Annotated in this window: 22 protein-coding genes; 1 reads left to right on the top strand and 21 read right to left on the bottom strand. The window is 28.7% G+C overall.

Going from position 1 to position 19197, the window contains the following annotated elements; genetic code table 11:
• Positions 1 to 3 precede the first annotated feature (3 nt).
• The 14 genes from I4V63_RS13085 to I4V63_RS13020 all read right to left on the bottom strand — a co-directional run bounded on the left by I4V63_RS13085 (position 4) and on the right by I4V63_RS13020 (position 11731).
• Positions 4 to 543, bottom strand: a complete 540-nt coding sequence (locus I4V63_RS13085) for a F0F1 ATP synthase subunit delta (RefSeq protein WP_196001691.1) — start codon at positions 541 to 543, stop codon at positions 4 to 6.
• A gap of 2 nt (positions 544 to 545) precedes the next feature.
• The gene (locus I4V63_RS13080) at positions 546 to 1025 is read right to left on the bottom strand and encodes a F0F1 ATP synthase subunit B (protein ID WP_196001690.1); all 480 of its coding nucleotides are present in this window, start codon (positions 1023 to 1025) and stop codon (positions 546 to 548) included.
• 33 nt (positions 1026 to 1058) lie between these two features.
• Positions 1059 to 1292 carry an ATP synthase F0 subunit C gene (atpE, locus tag I4V63_RS13075; RefSeq protein ID WP_195467358.1) on the bottom strand — a complete coding sequence of 78 codons (234 nt, stop codon included), beginning with the start codon at positions 1290 to 1292 and terminating at the stop codon, positions 1059 to 1061.
• Between the two features lie 16 nt (positions 1293 to 1308).
• Complete coding sequence (locus tag I4V63_RS13070) at positions 1309 to 1992, bottom strand: F0F1 ATP synthase subunit A (RefSeq protein WP_196001689.1); 684 nt, start codon at positions 1990 to 1992, stop codon at positions 1309 to 1311.
• Positions 1993 to 2364 (bottom strand): ATP synthase subunit I, encoded by a 372-nt coding sequence (locus tag I4V63_RS13065; protein ID WP_196001688.1) that lies wholly within the window; start codon positions 2362 to 2364, stop codon positions 1993 to 1995.
• A 646-nt stretch (positions 2365 to 3010) separates the two neighbouring features.
• A complete protein-coding gene (locus tag I4V63_RS13060; protein WP_196001687.1) occupies positions 3011 to 4192 on the bottom strand; it encodes an acetyl-CoA C-acetyltransferase in 1182 nt (393 codons plus the stop codon).
• A 304-nt stretch (positions 4193 to 4496) separates the two neighbouring features.
• The gene (locus tag I4V63_RS13055) at positions 4497 to 4994 is read right to left on the bottom strand and encodes a dCMP deaminase family protein (protein ID WP_196001686.1); all 498 of its coding nucleotides are present in this window, start codon (positions 4992 to 4994) and stop codon (positions 4497 to 4499) included.
• 177 nt (positions 4995 to 5171) lie between these two features.
• Positions 5172 to 5801, bottom strand: coding sequence for a uracil phosphoribosyltransferase (gene upp / locus I4V63_RS13050; protein WP_042399484.1), 630 nt, complete (start codon positions 5799 to 5801; stop codon positions 5172 to 5174).
• A 51-nt stretch (positions 5802 to 5852) separates the two neighbouring features.
• Positions 5853 to 6302: a ribose 5-phosphate isomerase B gene (gene rpiB / locus I4V63_RS13045; RefSeq protein WP_042399483.1), complete on the bottom strand. Its 450-nt coding sequence runs from the start codon at positions 6300 to 6302 to the stop codon at positions 5853 to 5855.
• A 95-nt stretch (positions 6303 to 6397) separates the two neighbouring features.
• A complete protein-coding gene (locus I4V63_RS13040) occupies positions 6398 to 7447 on the bottom strand; it encodes an L-threonylcarbamoyladenylate synthase (RefSeq protein ID WP_196001685.1) in 1050 nt (349 codons plus the stop codon).
• 19 nt (positions 7448 to 7466) lie between these two features.
• Complete coding sequence (locus I4V63_RS13035) at positions 7467 to 8054, bottom strand: hypothetical protein (RefSeq protein ID WP_196001684.1); 588 nt, start codon at positions 8052 to 8054, stop codon at positions 7467 to 7469.
• Between the two features lie 51 nt (positions 8055 to 8105).
• On the bottom strand, positions 8106 to 9191 hold the full coding sequence (gene prfA / locus I4V63_RS13030) for a peptide chain release factor 1 (protein ID WP_196001683.1): 1086 nt from the start codon (positions 9189 to 9191) through the stop codon (positions 8106 to 8108).
• Between the two features lie 180 nt (positions 9192 to 9371).
• Positions 9372 to 11126: a peptide chain release factor N(5)-glutamine methyltransferase gene (gene prmC, locus I4V63_RS13025; protein WP_196001682.1), complete on the bottom strand. Its 1755-nt coding sequence runs from the start codon at positions 11124 to 11126 to the stop codon at positions 9372 to 9374.
• Positions 11127 to 11146: 20 nt separating this feature from the next.
• Positions 11147 to 11731, bottom strand: a complete 585-nt coding sequence (locus I4V63_RS13020) for a thymidine kinase (RefSeq protein ID WP_196001681.1) — start codon at positions 11729 to 11731, stop codon at positions 11147 to 11149.
• A gap of 164 nt (positions 11732 to 11895) precedes the next feature.
• On the opposite strand from I4V63_RS13020, the gene rpmE reads away from it, so the two are divergent.
• A complete protein-coding gene (rpmE, locus tag I4V63_RS13015; RefSeq protein WP_005212373.1) occupies positions 11896 to 12102 on the top strand; it encodes a 50S ribosomal protein L31 in 207 nt (68 codons plus the stop codon).
• A gap of 164 nt (positions 12103 to 12266) precedes the next feature.
• Here rpmE and rho read toward each other — a convergent pair whose 3' ends face one another.
• The 7 genes from rho to ispE all read right to left on the bottom strand — a co-directional run bounded on the left by rho (position 12267) and on the right by ispE (position 19142).
• The gene (gene rho, locus I4V63_RS13010) at positions 12267 to 13697 is read right to left on the bottom strand and encodes a transcription termination factor Rho (RefSeq protein WP_196001680.1); all 1431 of its coding nucleotides are present in this window, start codon (positions 13695 to 13697) and stop codon (positions 12267 to 12269) included.
• 256 nt (positions 13698 to 13953) lie between these two features.
• Positions 13954 to 15555 (bottom strand): CTP synthase, encoded by a 1602-nt coding sequence (locus I4V63_RS13005; RefSeq protein ID WP_196001679.1) that lies wholly within the window; start codon positions 15553 to 15555, stop codon positions 13954 to 13956.
• A 147-nt stretch (positions 15556 to 15702) separates the two neighbouring features.
• Entirely contained in the window at positions 15703 to 16023 is a 321-nt protein-coding gene (locus I4V63_RS13000; RefSeq protein WP_196001678.1) for a hypothetical protein, read from the bottom strand.
• A gap of 92 nt (positions 16024 to 16115) precedes the next feature.
• Positions 16116 to 16532, bottom strand: a complete 417-nt coding sequence (locus I4V63_RS12995; RefSeq protein ID WP_196001677.1) for a DUF1934 domain-containing protein — start codon at positions 16530 to 16532, stop codon at positions 16116 to 16118.
• 9 nt (positions 16533 to 16541) lie between these two features.
• The gene (locus I4V63_RS12990; RefSeq protein WP_196001676.1) at positions 16542 to 17531 is read right to left on the bottom strand and encodes a tRNA 4-thiouridine(8) synthase ThiI; all 990 of its coding nucleotides are present in this window, start codon (positions 17529 to 17531) and stop codon (positions 16542 to 16544) included.
• 13 nt (positions 17532 to 17544) lie between these two features.
• The gene (spoIIR, locus tag I4V63_RS12985) at positions 17545 to 18222 is read right to left on the bottom strand and encodes a stage II sporulation protein R (RefSeq protein ID WP_196001675.1); all 678 of its coding nucleotides are present in this window, start codon (positions 18220 to 18222) and stop codon (positions 17545 to 17547) included.
• A gap of 74 nt (positions 18223 to 18296) precedes the next feature.
• Complete coding sequence (ispE, locus tag I4V63_RS12980) at positions 18297 to 19142, bottom strand: 4-(cytidine 5'-diphospho)-2-C-methyl-D-erythritol kinase (RefSeq protein WP_196001674.1); 846 nt, start codon at positions 19140 to 19142, stop codon at positions 18297 to 18299.
• Positions 19143 to 19197: the final 55 nt, after the last annotated feature.

Here is a 19197-nt window from a genome sequence, read left to right as displayed (position 1 = left end):
CCTCTATTCCGTAGTAAGCATTAGCTTTTTTAAATCTTCTAATCTTGTTCTTACAGTTCCATCAATAACGTCATTTCCTATTCTTACATAAATTCCGCCTAGAATCTCAGGATCTATTATTTTCTTTAATATAATATCTTTATTGTACTTCTTTTCTAATTTTCTTACTAAAGCATTATATTCATATTCTTCTAAAGGTATTGTAGTCTTAACAATTCCTTGTAAAACATTTAATTTTTCTAAATGGATTTTCTCCATTTCTTTTAATTTTTCTTTTAAGAATAAAATTCTATCTTTTTCTATTAATATTAATAAAAATGACAAAAGTTCTTCATCAATTTTACCTTTAAATATATTAATAAAAGTCCTTTTCTTTTGTTTTGTACCTATTTGAGGATGTTTAATTACTTCTAAAAAATCAGTATTGTTATCTATCAGATTACAGATTTCTCTTAAATCCCCAAGATATTCATCAACTTTTCCTTTTTTTTCAGCAACTTCATATAGTGCAAGGGCATATCTTCGGTCTAAATATTCATACATATTTATTTACCTACCTCTGAAATAAACTCATCAATTAAAGTTTTATTTTTTTCCTCATCGATATTTTTTTCAATTACCTTTTTAGAAAGTTCTAAAGCTAAGTCTATTGCTTCTTTCTTTAAAGAATACTCTGCTTTTTCTTTTTCCCTTTCAATTTCTACTTTGGCTCTTTCTATAATTAAATTTGCTTCAGATTTTGCTTCCTCAACAATTTCATCATATACTTTTTCAGCCTTTTTCTTATGACTTTCTGTGATAGCCTTTCCTTCTTCCTTAGCCCTTTGAAGTTCTCTTTCATTGCTAATAGCAAGATTTCTTGCTTTTTCAAGTTCCATATCTGCATTATCTAACTTGTCCACTATCTCGTTTTCTCTTGCTTCAACTATTAATTTAACTTTTTCAAAAAAGAAATATTTTAATCCAAAAAATAGAATCAAAAAATTTACTATAGTGGCTAATATAATACCTGGATTAAATTCCATTATTTGTTACCCCCTTCTGGAGTTATTAAAATATTAAGCTACTCCTACAAATATTAATAATATTGATACTAATAATCCATAAATAGCAGTTGCTTCTGCGAATGCTGACCCTATAACTAATGTTGTTGTAATTTTTCCTGTAGCTTCTGGATTTCTTGCAACTCCTTCAACAGCCTTTCCTGTAGCATTTCCAATACCAATACCTGCTCCTAATCCTACTAATACTGCAATACCTGCTCCTAATGCTCTCATTCCTATTTCACTCATTTTTAATTTCCTCCTTTTAATTATGTTCAGATACTATTTTAATGTTTATCATTGTTAACATTACAAAAATAATTGCTTGAATACCACCATCAAATATATCGAAATACAAATGTAATGGAATTGGTATAATTAGTTGTGCAAACCACGCTATCTTTTCTAAACTTTCATAAACAAGTTCTATTATAAAAGTAGCTGCTAACATATTACCAAAAAGTCTTAAAGATAAAGATATTGGAAGCATTACCCTCTCCAATATTGTTATTGGTAATATAAAAGATACTGGTTCTAAATATCCCTTAAAGTATCCTCCAATACCATTCTTTTTAATGGCATATGCTTGTACCATTACAAATGATATTAAAGCTAAAGTTAATGTAACACTAAAGTTTTTTGTTGGTGGTGATATTCCTACTAGTCCTGTAAAATTCATTACTAGTACAAATATTCCTAGAGTTCCTACGAAAGGAACTATACCTATAAAGCTTTCTCCAACATTACTCACTACAGCATTATTTAACATGTTATAAATACATTCAACAATAGTTTGCTTTTTAGATGGTCTTATATTCATATTTCTAGTAGACCACCACGCTAAAGCTAAAATTAATAAAACAATTACTAACTGCACTATTGATTCTGGCTTTATATCAATGGCCATTTTGCCTAAGTAAAAAGAAAATATAGCTTTTGATGGTTCCATCTATTCACTTCCCTTCTGCACTTTTATAGTAGTTATTACTAGGATTATATAATGTATAAAAAATCCTATTAGAAAGACTAATAAATTAACTAAGCTATTAGAGAAAAATACTGCTATAGCAACTATAGTTATTATTCGTATTAGATAACTTAATGGAAATAAAAATGCTTTATTTTTTTTAGGGTTATTTAGGAACATATCTGTTATTTTGGCTGAAATAATAAAATTCAACATAGAAATTATTACTCCTAGCAACAAAATTAATCCAATTTTATATTTCCCTAATAACACTAATAATAAAAATGAAATAGTTGCAGTTATCAAATCATTATTTGCTACAGATTTTACTGTAAACCTTAGATATTTTGCCATTTTAATCTCCTAGTAAATAACTTATTGGGGAACTAGAATCTCATTTTATTCCTATATAAAAACTAACTATTATATAGTTATATATTTATATTTGCTTATACAAATAAGCTCTTATATAGGAATACTATTACTTTGTTATTAGTTCTATCCCTGCTGACATTAGCTAATTATATACCTACTTTCCGATTAATAAAAACCTCATTTTTAGTTATTTTTTACAATCACACGTTAAAATTGCCTGTTATTAGATAATAATCCATAAATACTCAACCAAAATCTCGTTTTTACACTTTTTTAATCATTCTTGCAAATTATTTCCAAACCTTTCAATTGTCTAAATTTTCATAATATTCCTTTTTTATAGTTCTTTTTTCTTGATAACGTTTCATAATTTCATTTTGTTACTTTTTGATAAAATTATTAATATTTTTAAATTTTTTTTAAGTTTTTTTATCATTTTATAATTATCAATAATATATCTTGTATATTTTTTTAACCTTTTATGAATAATTATTTTACATTTTATTCATTATTTTTTATAATTTTATTATTTTTTATTCTAATAGTTATCATTAAAGCTATTTATAATAACTAAAATTAAAAAAGGAGCCTCTAAAAAGCTCCTTTTTTCTTCTTTTTATATAAATTACACTCTTTCAACTACTAAAGCAGTTCCCATTCCTCCACCGATGCAAAGAGTTGCTAAACCTTTTTTTGCATCTCTTTTTTCCATTTCATGAAGTAATGTAACTAATATTCTTGCTCCTGAAGCACCTACTGGATGCCCAAGTGCTATTGCACCTCCATTTACATTTACTTTTTCCATATCGAAATTTAAATCTTTCGCTACAGCTAAGCTTTGTGCTGCAAATGCTTCATTTGCTTCAATTAAATCCATATCCTCTACAGTTAATCCAGCGACTTCTAATGCCTTCTTTGTCGCATGGAATGGTCCATATCCCATTATTGCAGGATCTAACCCTTTGCTTCCATAAGAAAGTATTTTAGCCATTGGTTTTAATCCTAATTCTTCTGCTTTTTCAGCACTCATAACTACAAATGCAGCTGCACCATCATTAATCCCTGATGCATTAGCAGCAGTTACAGTACCATCTTTAATAAATGATGGTCTTAATTTAGCCATCTTTTCAATATCTGATCCAAATCTTGGGAATTCATCTTGAGCAAACACTTTTGGTTCGCCTTTTCTTTGTGGAATAACTACTGGAACTATTTCATCTACAAATTTACCCTCTTTAATTGCTTTTTCAGCCTTTAATTGAGAATTTAATGAGAATTCATCTTGCATTTCTCTTGTTAAACCCCATTCTTTAGCTATGTTTTCAGCAGTTACACCCATGTGATAATCATTAAATGCATCCCATAAAGCATCTTTAATCATTGTATCTACCATTTTTCCATCGCCCATTCTTTGGCCCCATCTTGCTCCTGGAATAGCATATGGTGCTGCAGACATATTTTCCATTCCTCCAGCAACTACTACATCACAATCTCCCGCTTTAATCATTTGAGCTGCTAATGCAACACATCTTAAACCTGATCCACAAACTTTATTTATTGTCATAGCTGGAACTTCTACTGGTAATCCTGCTTTTACAGCAGCTTGTCTAGCAACATTTTGACCTTGAGCAGCTTGTATAACATTTCCCATCACTACTTCTTCAACTAATTCTGGTTTAACACCAGCTCTATTTACAGCCTCTTTAATTACTAGTGCTCCTAAATCTGCTGCTGGAACATCCTTTAATGACCCACCAAATGATCCAATGGCAGTTCTAACTGCACTAACTATTACTACTTCTCTCATAAAAAATCCTCCCATTAAATTACCCTAAAATCATAATAGTGTTAATTGTTTAAATTGTTAAACAATTAACACTATTATTATACCACTTTGTATTTTCCAATATCAACTAATATTTAAAACATTTTACTTTTTACAGTTATTCACAATAGTTTTTTGTTCTATATTTTCACTTTTTTTATTTTATTTAAACTCTTTATATTGCATTTTTTCTATTTAAAAGTATGTATTTTTATTTTTATATAAATATAATTTAATTTATGAGTAATTATTATTTTATTCAATATGTTATTAATTTATAAACTCTTTAAATATCCTTTATGTTTAGAGATAATTCTATTTTCTCATGAGTTGGGATCAGTTGATTTAAAGCAACTCCAGCACACTTAAACATTCTTTTAGAAGCTTTTACCGAATCAGTATCAGCATATTTATCACTTAAATAAACAACCTCACTTATTCCTGATTGTATTATTGCTTTTGCACATTCATTACATGGAAATAATGCAACATATATTTTACAACCAGACAATTCCTTACCTTTTGCATTTAATATTGCATTTAACTCTGCATGAACAACAAATGGATACTTTGTATCCAATGCTTCCCCTTCCTTTTCCCATGGGAATTCATCATCAGAACATCCCTTAGGTAATCCATTATACCCTATACTTTCAATTACATTATTTCTATTTACAATGCAAGCTCCAACTTGTGTATTAGGATCCTTACTTCTTTTTCCTGATAATAACGCTAAAGACATAAAATAATCATCCCACGATAAGTATCCTTCTCTTTTTGCCATACTTTTCACTCCTCTGCTTTTTTAGTTAATAGTTTTGAATTAATAGTTAAGGTAGAAACTCCTAGTAGAGTTTCTTAGTAAATGATATATTTTTTAATTCAGCTCTGCTGAATTTATTAACTAAACTAACTTTTTTATAATTTAATTAAAAAGCGAAGACTTAGTCTTCGCTTTTTATTATTTAGTTCCGAAAAGTCTATCCCCAGCATCACCAAGTCCTGGTACAATATATCCTTTTTCATTTAATTTTTCATCAATAGAAGCTAAATATATATCAACATCTGGATGTTGTTCTTGAACAAGTTTAACACCTTCTGGAGAAGAAATTAAACACATTAATCTAATTTTTTTAGCTCCTCTTTTCTTCAATAAAGAGATTGCATCAGCTGCAGAACCACCAGTTGCTAACATTGGATCTACTACTATTATATCTCTCTCTGCTATATCTTGTGGTAATTTACAGAAATATTCTACTGGTTGAAGTGTTTCTTCATCTCTATATAATCCAATATGCCCAACTTTAGCTGCTGGTATTAAATTTAATATTCCATCTACCATTCCAAGACCGGCTCTTAATATTGGAACTATAGCCATCTTTTTACCAGCTAACATTTGGCATTTTGTCTTACATATTGGTGTTTCTACCTCTACTTCTTCAGTTTCTAAATCTCTTGTTACTTCATATGCCATTAGCATAGAAACTTCTTCTACTAATTCTCTAAAATATTTTGATCCTGTATCCTTACTTCTAATATATGCTAATTTATGTAATATCAATGGATGTTTAATTTCTGTTACTTTACTCATTATCTTCTTCCTCCTAGTAAAACCTTTAAATATTATTTAAGTCACTCATTATTATTTAGAGTATTTTTTTTCAATTTCAGTAATTTTATTTATTCTTCTTGCATGTCTATCGCCTTCAAATTCAGCCCCTAAAAATGCTTTTACTATGTCTATTGCTAATCCTTTACCAACAACTCTTTCGCCCATAGTTAATATGTTAGCATCATTATGCTCTCTAGTTGCATGTGCACTGAATGTATCAGAGCAAAGTGCAGCTCTTATTCCTGGTACCTTATTTGCTGCGATTCCTATTCCTATTCCAGTTCCACAAATTAATATACCAAAATCAAATTCTTTAGCTACTACTGCTTCAGCTACTGGTAATGCTATATCAGCATAATCACAAGATTCTTCTGTATAAGTTCCAAAGTCTTTAAACTCAATATTTTGAGACTTTAAATAATTAGCTATTTCTGCTTTTAAATTTAATCCACCATGGTCACAACCTAATGCAATTTTCATAAAACCAACCTTCCTATCACTTATTATGTAATAACTAACTTTATTACATTAATTATTTATAAAAAAAGAAGAATAGGCTCCCCCATCCTCCTTATTTATACTTCTAAAATATCATAACCAGCAGCTTTATTTAATCTATTCATTATTGCAAGACCAACACCTTTTTCTTCAAAGCCCTGACATAATATATGTTGAACTCCTAAGTCATCACATTTTCTTAATGTCTCAAAAAGGTTTTTTGCAATTTCGCTTAAATTATTTTCACTTCCTAATGATATTATTTTCCCTTTATTAAATTTATTTAAATTTTCATCTGTAGTTAATATAGCTACGTCTTTACCTTTTTCTATATAATTCTCTAATATTTCATTGATTATTTCAATAGTTTTTTCATTTTTCCCTTTAATTATTTTTAAATGGGCTTTAGGCGCATAATGCCTATACTTCATTCCTGGTGCTTTTGGCTTAAACTCTTCCGTTGGTTTTGATTTTAAAGCACTATCAATTTCAATATTAGAATCTATTTCTTTAAGCATTTCTAATGTGATTCCACCTGGTCTTAATACTAATGGTGGATTTACAGTGCAGTCTATTATAGTTGATTCAACTCCTATATCACTACTTTCTCCACCAATTATATAATTGACCTTGCCACTTAGGTCCTCAACACATCTTTCGACTTCTGTTGGACTTGGCCTACCAGAGATATTAGCTGAAGGAGCAGCAATTGGTCTTTTTGATAATTCGATAAGTTTAAGAGCAATTTCAGAACTTGGCATTCTTATTCCAACCGTATTAAGATTTGCACTTGTCATGTTAGGTATAATATCATTTTTTTCTAATATAATTGTTAAAGGCCCTGGCCAAAACTTATCAATCATTCTTTGTGCTATTTCTGGTACTTCTTTAACTAATTCAGATATATCCTTTGAACAAACATGTACAATTAACGGATTATCTTGAGGTCTACCTTTAGCAATGAAAATCTTCTTTACAGCTTCTTCATCTAAAGCATTTGCACCTAGTCCATATACAGTTTCAGTTGGAAAAGCTACAGTTCCACCATTTCTAATAATAGTACCAGCTTCCTCTATAAATTTAATATCGTTATTTATATCTTTTATTATGGCAACCTTTGTTTCCATAAGGACTTACCTTCTTTCATTAAATTTCTTTTTGCCCTCTTGCTATTTTAATATTTTCTATAGCAGAAGACGTGTATACTGCATTAACACAATTTCTATAAATATTATCTAGTAATACATACTTATTTAATTCACCACAATTAATAACCTGAAAATAATATAAGCAATCTTTATGTATCCTTTTTATTCTTAGATATTCATCTGCCGCCTCTTTATTCTTTCTCATAAAATCTTTTGAAATAGGATTTAATTTTCTATTCTTATACCTTACTGGTGTAATAATAATTATTTCCATATCCTCATTACTTTTATTAGTATGTACAATAGCTACTTTATCACATTGAATTAAGCTATAACTCAAAAATAATCCATTTTTAACTTTCAATTTATTATTATAAAAATAAAATTTAAGAGTAGATTTATTAATTTTATTTATTACTGCTATGCAAATTAAAATTTCTATTACTGCTAGAAAAATTAATATTATTACTGAATCAATATAAGCTAAATAAGTACATAATGGAAGAAATACCGCTAATAATATCATAATTATATAAAATATCTTATTATAAAACTTTTGTTTCTTTAATGCTTTTTCTATTTTCATGTAATCACCTATTTTAAAAGCCTTACATTATACAATGCAAGGCTTTTAATATTATATTGAATCAGTATTACCCATTGCTTGCATTTTTTCTGCTTGATCTGCAGTAATTAAAGCATTAATAACTTCTTCAATATCTCCATTCATGAAACTATCTAATTTATATAACGTTAATCCGATTCTATGATCTGTAACTCTTCCTTGTGGATAGTTATAAGTTCTTATTCTTTCACTTCTATCCCCTGTTCCTACTTGACTTTTTCTGTCTTCGGCAATTCCAGCAAGTCTTTCTGCTTCAGCAACTTCAAACAATCTTGCTCTTAAAACCTTCATTGCTTTTTCTTTATTTTTAAGCTGTGACTTTTCATCTTGACAAGCTACAACTGTTCCTGTTGGAATATGAGTAATTCTAACTGCTGAGTCAGTTGTATTAACACATTGTCCTCCATTACCTGAAGATCTATAAACGTCAATTCTTAAATCTTTATCATTGATTTCTATTTCAACATCATCAACTTCTGGTAATACAGCTACTGTAGCTGTTGAAGTGTGTATTCTTCCTGAACTTTCTGTATCAGGTACTCTTTGAACTCTATGTACACCACTTTCATATTTTAACTTTGAATAAGCTCCGTTACCTTTAATCATAAATACAACTTCTTTAAATCCACCAAGGTCATTTTCATTTGAACTCATCATTTCAACTGACCATCTTTGAGATTCAGCATATCTAGTATACATTCTGAAAAGATTAGCTGCAAATAATGCTGCTTCATCTCCTCCAGCACCACCTCTAATTTCAACAAATACGTTTTTGTCATCATTAGGGTCTTTAGGTAATAAAAGAATTTGAATTTTCTTTTCTAATTCTTCTTCTTGATCTTTTAATAAAGAAATTTCTTCAGATAACATTTCTCTCATTTCTCTATCTGATTCTTCTTCTAACATCTCTTTATTAGCTTCTAAATCTTCAACAACTTTCTTATACTCTCTATAAGCTGTTACGATTATTTCTAAATCAGCGTGCTCCTTACATAGCTTTCTCCATTCTTTTTGGTTAGCCATTATTGAAGGATCTGATATTTTAACTGATAGTTCTTCGTATTTATTTTCCGTAAATGCTAATTTATCTAATAACATAATATCACTCCGTACTGTATTTTTTCATATTGAAATATTATAACATAATCATTGTGTACTTATCAAGTTTCACTATAATAGTTAAGAGTTAATAGTTAATGGAAAACTCTTAACATAGTTTTTTAACTATATATTTTAAATTCAGTTAAGCTGAATTTATTCATTAACTATTAACTAAACCTACATGTTTCCTATAACAACTCTATCAAGTCCAGCTAAATCTTTAACTACCCTAACATTTTTATAACCTTTTTCAATCATTAAACTGCTAACTTCAGTCCCTTGATCATGGCCAATTTCAAATGCAAGAATACCATTTTCTTTTAATATTTTATCACTATCATCTACAATTCTTCTGTAAAAATCCAATCCATCATTCCCACCACTTAATGCTGTATGAGGTTCATAATCTTTAACATCTTCCATTAAAGTATCAATAATTTCTTCCTTAATATATGGGGGATTTGATACTAAAATATCATATTTTTTTTCTCTATTAATAACTTCCAATAATAAATCACTTTTTATAAATTTAGCTCTATTACTTAACTTTTGCTTTACAATATTTCTTTTTGTTACCTTTTCAGGAACATCATAGTAATCAATTAAATCTACCTTAATATTCTCTCTAAAATGTGCAAGAGATATACCTATAGCACCACTTCCACAACATAAATCACAAACTTCATACTCTTTATCTTCATCCATAAGTTTAAGAGTTTCTTCTACTAATACCTCTGTATCTCCTCTTGGTATTAATACCCCTTCTTCTACATGTAAATCTAATCCCATAAATTCAGTTGTTTTTAAAATATAGCTTATAGGCATTTTATTTTTTCTCTTTTCAATTAAAGAATAAAATTCCTTCTCTTTAAACTTACTCACTACTTCTTCTTTATTAGTAATTAAATATAGTTTATCTTTACCTAATACTTTCCCTAATAATAGTTGTGTATCTAAAATATAAGTGTCTATATTAGCTTCTTTTAATATTTTATTTCCATCTATTAATAATTCCCCTATTTTCTTCTTATATTCAATTCCCTCTGCCGCTTTTAAAGATTCTATTGCAACTTCTAATTGAGCATCATCAGGCTCCTTTGTTGTAAGTTCTTGTAATTTTAATCCTGGATATGCAATTATTTTTCCCAATTTACTTTCTGTTCTCCCTAGCCATTTAATAAGTTCATAAGTTATACCTGCAACTATAGGCATCAATACAATTCTTAATATTAACCTTTGCCAAAATCCACCCCATCCAGTTAGTGAAAACAAAATAACACTAACAAGCATAGTTAAAAACAAGAAATTAGTACCACACCTTGGATGTAATCTCCCAAACTTTCTTACATTTTCTACTGTAAGCTTTTCTTCAGCTTCATAGCAAAAAATAGTTTTATGTTCTGCCCCATGATATTGAAACACCCTATAAATATCATCTAATTTACTTATCAAAAACATATAAGTAATTAAGATAGTTATTCTTATTGCAGCTTCAATTAAGTTTAACACTACTGAAGAAATTCCAGTGTTTTTAAATAAAGAAGCAATTGCTGTAGGAATTCCTAAGAATAACCCAGCTGCAACTAAAAGTGAAATCATCATAGTAAAAGTAACTAATAAATCATTTGCACCTTTATCCCCTAATTTTTCTCTTAACCAAATATCAAATTTTGATTCTTCTTCATCTTCTTCAAAAAAACTTGCTGAATAATTTAAGGTTTTAATTCCAACAATTAATGAATCAATTAGTACAACTGCTCCTCTAATGATAGGAATATTTAAAAATTTATATTTTTTGGTAATTGGTTTAGTTTTCTTTACATCTACTTCAATTTTCCCACTGGGAGTTCTTATAGCTGTTGCTAATCCTTTAGAGCCTCTCATCATAACTCCCTCAATTATAGCTTGCCCTCCGACATCACATTTTTTCATAAAATCACACTCTCACCCTTTTATTGATTTTTAAATTTAAAGTAACAATGACCACATAATGATTCATATTCAACATTATCTATATTATCTATTGCTACTTGTTCTCCTTCGAATACAAATTTATCATTTATTTTTCTTCCATTTAATATTGCCTTTTTCCCACATTTACAAATAGTTTTTAATTCTTCAATACTATGTGCTAATAATAATAATCTGGTACTTCCTTCAAATCCTTGCATTTTAAAATCTGTTCTAAGTCCATAACATATAACCGGTATATCTAAACAAACTGCTATCTCAAAAAGTTGGTCTATTTGATGCGCTTTAAAAAATTGAACTTCATCTACTAAAATACAATCAATTTTATATTTTTCATCATTCCATTTTTTAACACTCTCGTATATATTTTGATTATCATCAATTAATAAATCCACTTTTCTTTCTACTCCTAGTCTAGAAACTAGTTTATCTCCACCCTTTTTATCGGTAGATGGTTTAATTAATAGAACTTTCATTCCACGCTCTTCATAGTTATATGCAACCTGCATAAGATTTGTTGATTTTCCTGAATTCATTGCACCGTATCTAAAATATAATTTACTCATAATGTCTCTCCTCTGTATATGTATCTCATTCGATTATAGCATTTTAAGAAATACTTAAAAAGATGTTTTTATTTCCTGCCTATATTGACTGTATTTGTCGACTATGCTATAATTCAATAGGTCATTGCTAAGTCAATGAATGTATTTTGAAAGAGGTGAATCAAATGAAACAAGGCATACATCCAGAATACCATCACGATGCTGTGGTTAAGTGCGCATGTGGAAATACTTTCACAACTGGTTCTGTTAAAGAAGAGTTAAAAGTTGATATATGTGCTAAATGCCACCCATTCTTCACTGGTAAGCAAAAAATCGTTGATATCGGCGGTAGAGTTGACAAATTCAACAAGAAGTTCGGTCTTAACAAATAAGATTAGGTTAGAATTTATGAGAAAGAATTTATTTTCTTTCTCATTTTTTCATTTTTTAATAAATTTTATTATTCATAATACTACTAAAAGAGGTTATTACAATACTTGTATATAACCTCTTTTTAGCTAGATATATTTTTAACTACATATTTCTGTAGTTTTCTTTATTTTTTAAACACATCATTTTTAGGGAAAACTTGTATAAACTCTTTATTGTTTTTTGTTTTTGATAACATATTTATTAAGTTTTCTGTAATATTCTCAATGTTTCCATCTCTATACATTACTTTTCTAATTGCATATGCTACTTCTTTTTCTTCATCACTTAATAATAAATCTTCTTTTCTTGTTCCTGACTTATAAATATCAATAGCAGGGAATATTCTTCTTTCTTGCAGTCTCCTATCAAGATGAACTTCCATATTACCTGTTCCTTTGAATTCCTCAAAAATCATATCATCCATTCTTGAACCAGTTTCTACTAAAGCGGTTGCAAGTATTGTTAAACTTCCACCCTCTTCAATATTTCTTGCTGCCCCAAAGAACTTTTTAGGCATAATTAATGCACCTGGATCTAATCCACCTGATAATGTTCTTCCTGTAGGAGTGATAGTTAAATTATATGCTCTTGATAATCTTGTTAAACTATCTAATAGTATAACTACATCTTTTCCTTGCTCTACCATTCTTTTAGCTCTTTCTAATACCATCTGAGCTACTTTAGCATGATTTTGAGGTTCTTCATCAAATGTTGAATAAATTACATCCCCATTTATAGATCGTTTCATATCTGTAACTTCTTCAGGTCTTTCATCAATTAATAAAACAATTAATTTTACATCTGGATGGTTTATAGTGATATTTTGTGCAACCTTTTTTAACAAAGTAGTCTTACCAGCTTTTGGTGGTGCTACAATTATTCCTCTTTGTCCTTTTCCTATTGGACAAATTATATCCATCAACCTTGAAGATAAATCATTTTCATTACTAGTTTCTAAATGTAGCCTTTCATTAGGATATACTGGTGTTAATGTTTCAAAGTTCTTTCTTCCAATAGCTTTTTCTGGATTATCTCCATTAACTTTTTCTACGAATAATAAAGCTTTAAACTTTTCTCCTTCTTTAGCTTCTCTAACTTTTCCTTGAACTTCATCACCAGTTCTTAAATTAAATCTTCTAATTTGAGAAGGTGATACATATATATCATTCTCACCAGTTAAATAATTATTACATCTTAAAAAGCCAAAGTTATTATTTTCTTGAACCTCTAAAACTCCTTTAGAAGAACCAGACTCATTTATCATTACCTTTAATCTTTCTTTTTTCTCTTCCCTTTGTTCTTCTGTCATATTATTAGTACTTTCTCTATTTGAATAATTATTATAAGTGCTATTAATACTTTCTTGTTCTTTTGCTTTTGGTGCAATTTTTTCTCTTAAAACAACACCATTTTTTTCAATTGCATTAGGCGTAGCCTTTACTAATTCATCTATTAATTCACTTTTCTTTAACTTGCTTATGTTTTTTATTCCAAGTTCTTTAGCTTTGTTTTTTAACTCTACTAAAGTCATCTCAGAGTATATTTCTCTTGTCAAAATGACACCTCCAATAGTTTTCGTTAATTAGGGATAAAAATTAGATTTACCTTAAGGTTTGATATATTTGAAATGAAACATAACTATACAAAAATAAATTATAAATTTAAAAAATAAACTTAAATTTATATATAATTATGAACTAATACTCTTTAAAATACAATACTAACTTCTCTTTTAAGCTTATCCACTTTATATATTTTTTATAACAAACATTTATCTATAAAAAAAACGAAGGTAAACCCTTCGTTTTTTACTATTCTCCACTTAAAGCAGCTTTTATAAATGCTTTAAATAAAGGATGTGGATTATTTGGTCTTGATTTTAATTCTGGATGGAATTGTGCCGCTACAAACCATGGATGATTTTCAACTTCCACAATCTCTACTAATCTACCATCTGGGCTTGTCCCTGTAATCTTCATTCCTGCTTCAATTATTTGCTTTCTATATTCATTATTAAATTCATATCTATGTCTATGTCTTTCATAGATTAATGATGATTCATAAGCTTCGTGAGCCTTTGAATTTTCATCTAACTTACATGGATATAATCCTAATCTCATTGTTCCACCTAGATCTTCAATATCCTTTTGTTCTGGCATTAAATCTATTACTGGATATGATGTTTCTGGATTAATTTCAGAACTGTTTGCATCGCTATATCCTAATACATCTCTTGCAAATTCAATTACAGCTGTTTGCATTCCTAAACATATTCCTAAGAAAGGTATTTTATTTTCTCTAGCATATTTTATAGCTTCTATTTTACCTTCTACTCCTCTATCTCCAAATCCACCTGGTACAAGAATACCATCAACTTCACTTAATAATTCATCTGCATTTTCAACAGTAAGATCTACTGCATTTACCCATTTAATATCAACATTAGTTTCATTAGCTAATCCACCATGGCTTAATGCTTCTACTACCGATAAATATGCATCATGTAATTCAACATATTTTCCTACTAATGCAATAGTTGTGTTCCCCTTTAATCCTTTTAATCTAGAAACCATATCGATCCATTCGCTATTATCAATATCTCTACATCCTAGTTCTAACTTTTCTATTACTAATCTATCTAATCCTTCTTTATGTAACATTAATGGAACTTCATACAAATGATCAGCATCTAAGTTTTGAATTACAGACTTACCTTCAATATTACAGAATAATCCTATTTTATTTCTTAAGTCTTCTGATATCTCTTTTTCAGATCTACAAACTATTATATCTGGTTGAATACCGATACTTCTTAATTCTTTTACTGAATGTTGAGTTGGCTTAGTCTTAAGTTCTCCTGATTTTCCTAAGAAAGGTACTAATGTAACATGTATAAAGCATACATTTTCTCTGCCTACATCATACTTTATTTGTCTTATAGCCTCAAGGAATGGTTGTGATTCAATATCACCAACTGTTCCACCTATTTCAGTTATTACAACATCTACATCTCTTTCTTTAGCTACTCTGTACACTCTTTCCTTAATAGCATTTGTTATATGAGGTATTACTTGAACTGTCCCTCCAAGATATTCTCCTCTTCTCTCTTTTGAAATAACTGACCAGTAAATTCTACCTGATGTAATATTACTGTTTTGAGTTAAATTTTCATCTATAAATCTTTCATAATGTCCTAAATCTAAATCTGTTTCTGCACCATCATCAGTTACAAAAACTTCTCCATGTTGATATGGACTCATTGTCCCAGGATCTACATTTAAATATGGATCAAATTTTTGTATAGAAACCTTTAATCCTCTATTTTTTAACAATCTTCCTAATGAAGCTGCTGTTATTCCCTTTCCTAATCCTGATACAACCCCACCTGTAACGAAAACATATTTTGTATTCATGCATAATCCCCCAGCTCTATTTTTTATTTTTATTGTTGACTATTGATTTTAATGATGGTATAATCTAAATTACCTCTCTTATTGCCTAAGGCAATAATAATCATAAATAATATAGTATCACATTAGTTTAACTTAAGCTAGTGTTTTTTATGCATTTCTTAAATTTTCTTTTATTTTTTCTTCTAATTCAAAATATTCATCCCTAAAATTCTTATTAATGAGGATCTTTTTTTCTGCCATTTTAATCTTATAGTGCAAACTTCTATTACTTATAATCCCTAACTTTTCTTTTACTCCTTCACTATTTAAACATCTAAACTTTTTCATCAATAATACTGTTAAATAAGCTTTTTCCTTTTTCCTTAATAGTTTATTAAATTCATAATAACTTATTTCATAATACTGACATAATATCATTATTATATTTTCATACTTATTTATTTTGTTCACACCCTTTATTTTTAACATTTTATTTTCTTTAATTATCCCCTTACACTAAACTTTTATACACATAAAAATAGACCTCTGAAAATATATTTACTTTCAGAAGCCTATTTAACCTAATTAACTTTAATTTTAATATCTAATACTGTAGTTATACCCTCTTGACCTTCAAGTCCTAAAACATATTTTGAATGTATTTCTCCACCATTTTCATCTATATTTATCTTTAATTTCTCAGTATCAATATTTAAATCCAAAATTCCATAAGGAGTATTATACAAAGATATAGCAGTCAACCCCTCTTTAAATTCCATATTTGTATTTATGGATCCAACTCTCTCAAGTGTCATGCTATTATCCTTTATATTTAATGTAGTTGTTGTACCATCCATTCCCGATATTTCTGATTCTTCATATATAGCCTTAAATCCTTCGTCATGTATGATAAAAGTTCCTGGTGTTACAACTTCTATCGCTTCATTTGGATCAATATCTGAAAAACTCTTTACTGATATTATTGCTCTCTTCTCCATATTCTCCTCCTATTTTATAGAAATCATATATTGTTCTAACTCATTATCATTAATTGGTTCTACTTCTATATGATTTTCTAGCCTTGTTCCATATATACCAAATTTTATTTTAACTCTTTCTTCATCTCTTCCCTTACTATATCTTGCTGCCATTCTTGCAGCTAATACCTTATCCTCTTCTGTTCCATTCTTATCTAATAAAACTAATGCTCCTGAAAAATCTGTTGCATGGAATAATAAATATTCTTTATTTACAAGCTTCTTAATAGCTTCAGACTCCTCTTTAGTTCTAGCAACTATTATTTTATTATTGTCAGATGTTCTAAAATGTCTTCCATATCTTAATAAACTTAATTCATCTTCTTCCACTTCATCTTTAAATGTTAAAAGATCCTTTAATCTTAATGCATAATTAGGTTCAGTAAGTCTACAGCCCCCTGCTGGTGATGGGTATTCTGTTATTCCCCATTTAGCAGCTAATTCCATTTGCGGCTTTCTACTTCTACCTGAAATACCTAGTAATTTCTCTCTATCAACTAAACCATTTAACTCCATTTCAGTTGGTTCTATATTTTTAGCACATAGTGGTCTTAATATCTTATTTGCAAATCCTGATTCTTTTTTTACTATATTTAAAGCTTGTCTGTTTTGTGACATCGGTCTTTGATTTAATACTTCTCCAGTAATTATAAAATCTGCATTATGCTCTTCTAATAATTTTCCTGCATAATTCATCATCATAGCATGGCAATCTATACATGGATTCATATTTTTCCCTCTACCATGCTTAGGATTTTTTACTAACTCAAAATGTTCTGGTGAAAAATCAACTACTATTAAAGGTATATCTATTTGTTTTGTCATTTTAATTGCACTTGCTTCACTAAAGAAATATGATCTAAAACATACCCCTATTACTTCTATCCCTTGTTCTTTTATTAACTTAGCTGCTAATATACTGTCTAATCCACCTGAAACCATTGCTAATGCTTTTGTCATTTTATCCTCCTAATTATTTAAATAAATCATTAATAACTTCAACAATTTTAAATTTCATTTTAATATCATTTTTATTATCATCTTCTTTATTTAAATCACTTGTATTTTCTTCTACTTTATTATCCTCTTTTGGTTCAACGCTCTCAATTTCCTCTTTTAAATTTGTTGAATCAACATCACTTTTACTTTCATCAACAAAACATAATGATGGAAACATTACGCACCACCAATTTTGTCCTTGCCCAGAACCTATTATAACTCTAAATGCCTCGTAGTTTCCTTGTGGAAATACATAATCACCATATACTTTATTAGGAAAATTTTCATATGATAACATTGTATTTACTTCATAATCATAATTATTGCTAGTAATAACTTCTCTTGCTATTTGATTAACATAGTCAATATTATCTTCTAAAATTTTCTCTGCTTCCTCTAATGACTCTACTCCACTAAGTTTTTCACTTAATGCTTCAACAACCTTGTCTCTTACTTTTAGTTTAAGATTTTGATCTTCTTCTGTATCACTATTTGCTATTACATGAAATCTAATCAGCTTGTCCTTTATATCATCATAATTAAGTTCATTAAGCTCTAAATCCTTATTATTTATATTATTAACTTGAGCACATCCGTTCAATGTAAATATTACTAAAATTAAAACTATTATAAAATACATATATCTTTTCATAACATAACCCCTTTCTAGTAATAATTATTGACAATTTAAAGGGGTTTATTCATCTCATTATAATATTTAATTTTTTAGATAGTTCTAGTTAAAAATACCTCTCTATGACTTTCCTTCATCTTTTCGTAGCACCTTTGAGCTTTTAGCATATCATCAAAAAATGCGAAAACACTTGGTCCACTACCACTCATCATGCTTCCAACAGCACCATATCTATTCATTTCTTCTTTTATTCTAATCAATACATTATGTTTTCTTAAGGTAACATTTTCTAATAAATTTTTCATATTATTTGCAACATAATATAAATCATCTTTTTCCATAGCTTCAATTAATTTTTCAGTTCTTGGATGTATTCTTGCTTTTTCTAAATCAAAAGCCTTATATACTTCTTTTGTTGACACTCCAAAACCAGGTTTAACCAATACTAAGATTTTATCCTTAAACGGTTTTAGAGGTGTAATTTCTTCTCCAACACCCTCACAAAGAGCAGTCCCTCCTTTAATGCAATAAGGTATATCAGCACCAAGACTTAAACCAATTTTCATTAATTCTTCATCTGAAGCATTAACCTCAAAAAGCCTATTCATAAGCTTTAATACTGCTGCTCCATCAGTACTACCCCCAGCTAATCCAGCTGAAACAGGAATATTTTTTATGATGTTTATATAGACACCTTCTTTAATATTATACTTTTCTTTAAATAACATGGCTGCCTTATATGCCAAATTTCTCGAATCAGTAGGTACATAATTTTTATTACAATGTATAGTTATACCTTCTTTACGCTTTTCAACATATATCTCATCATATAAATCAATGTTTTGCATTATCATTTTTAATAAGTGATAACCATCCTCTTTTCTTTTTCCTACTACATCTAAGGAAATGTTTATCTTTGCATACGCCTTTATCTTCATATATTCAAATCCTTTCAACCGGAAAGTATCTATTTTAAATTGAAGCTCAGAGCCA

Source organism: Clostridium sp. 1001271B_151109_B4 (assembly GCF_015670405.1).
Taxonomy (GTDB): Bacteria; Bacillota; Clostridia; order Clostridiales; family Clostridiaceae; genus Clostridium.
This window is presented reverse-complemented; position numbering and strand designations above follow the sequence as displayed.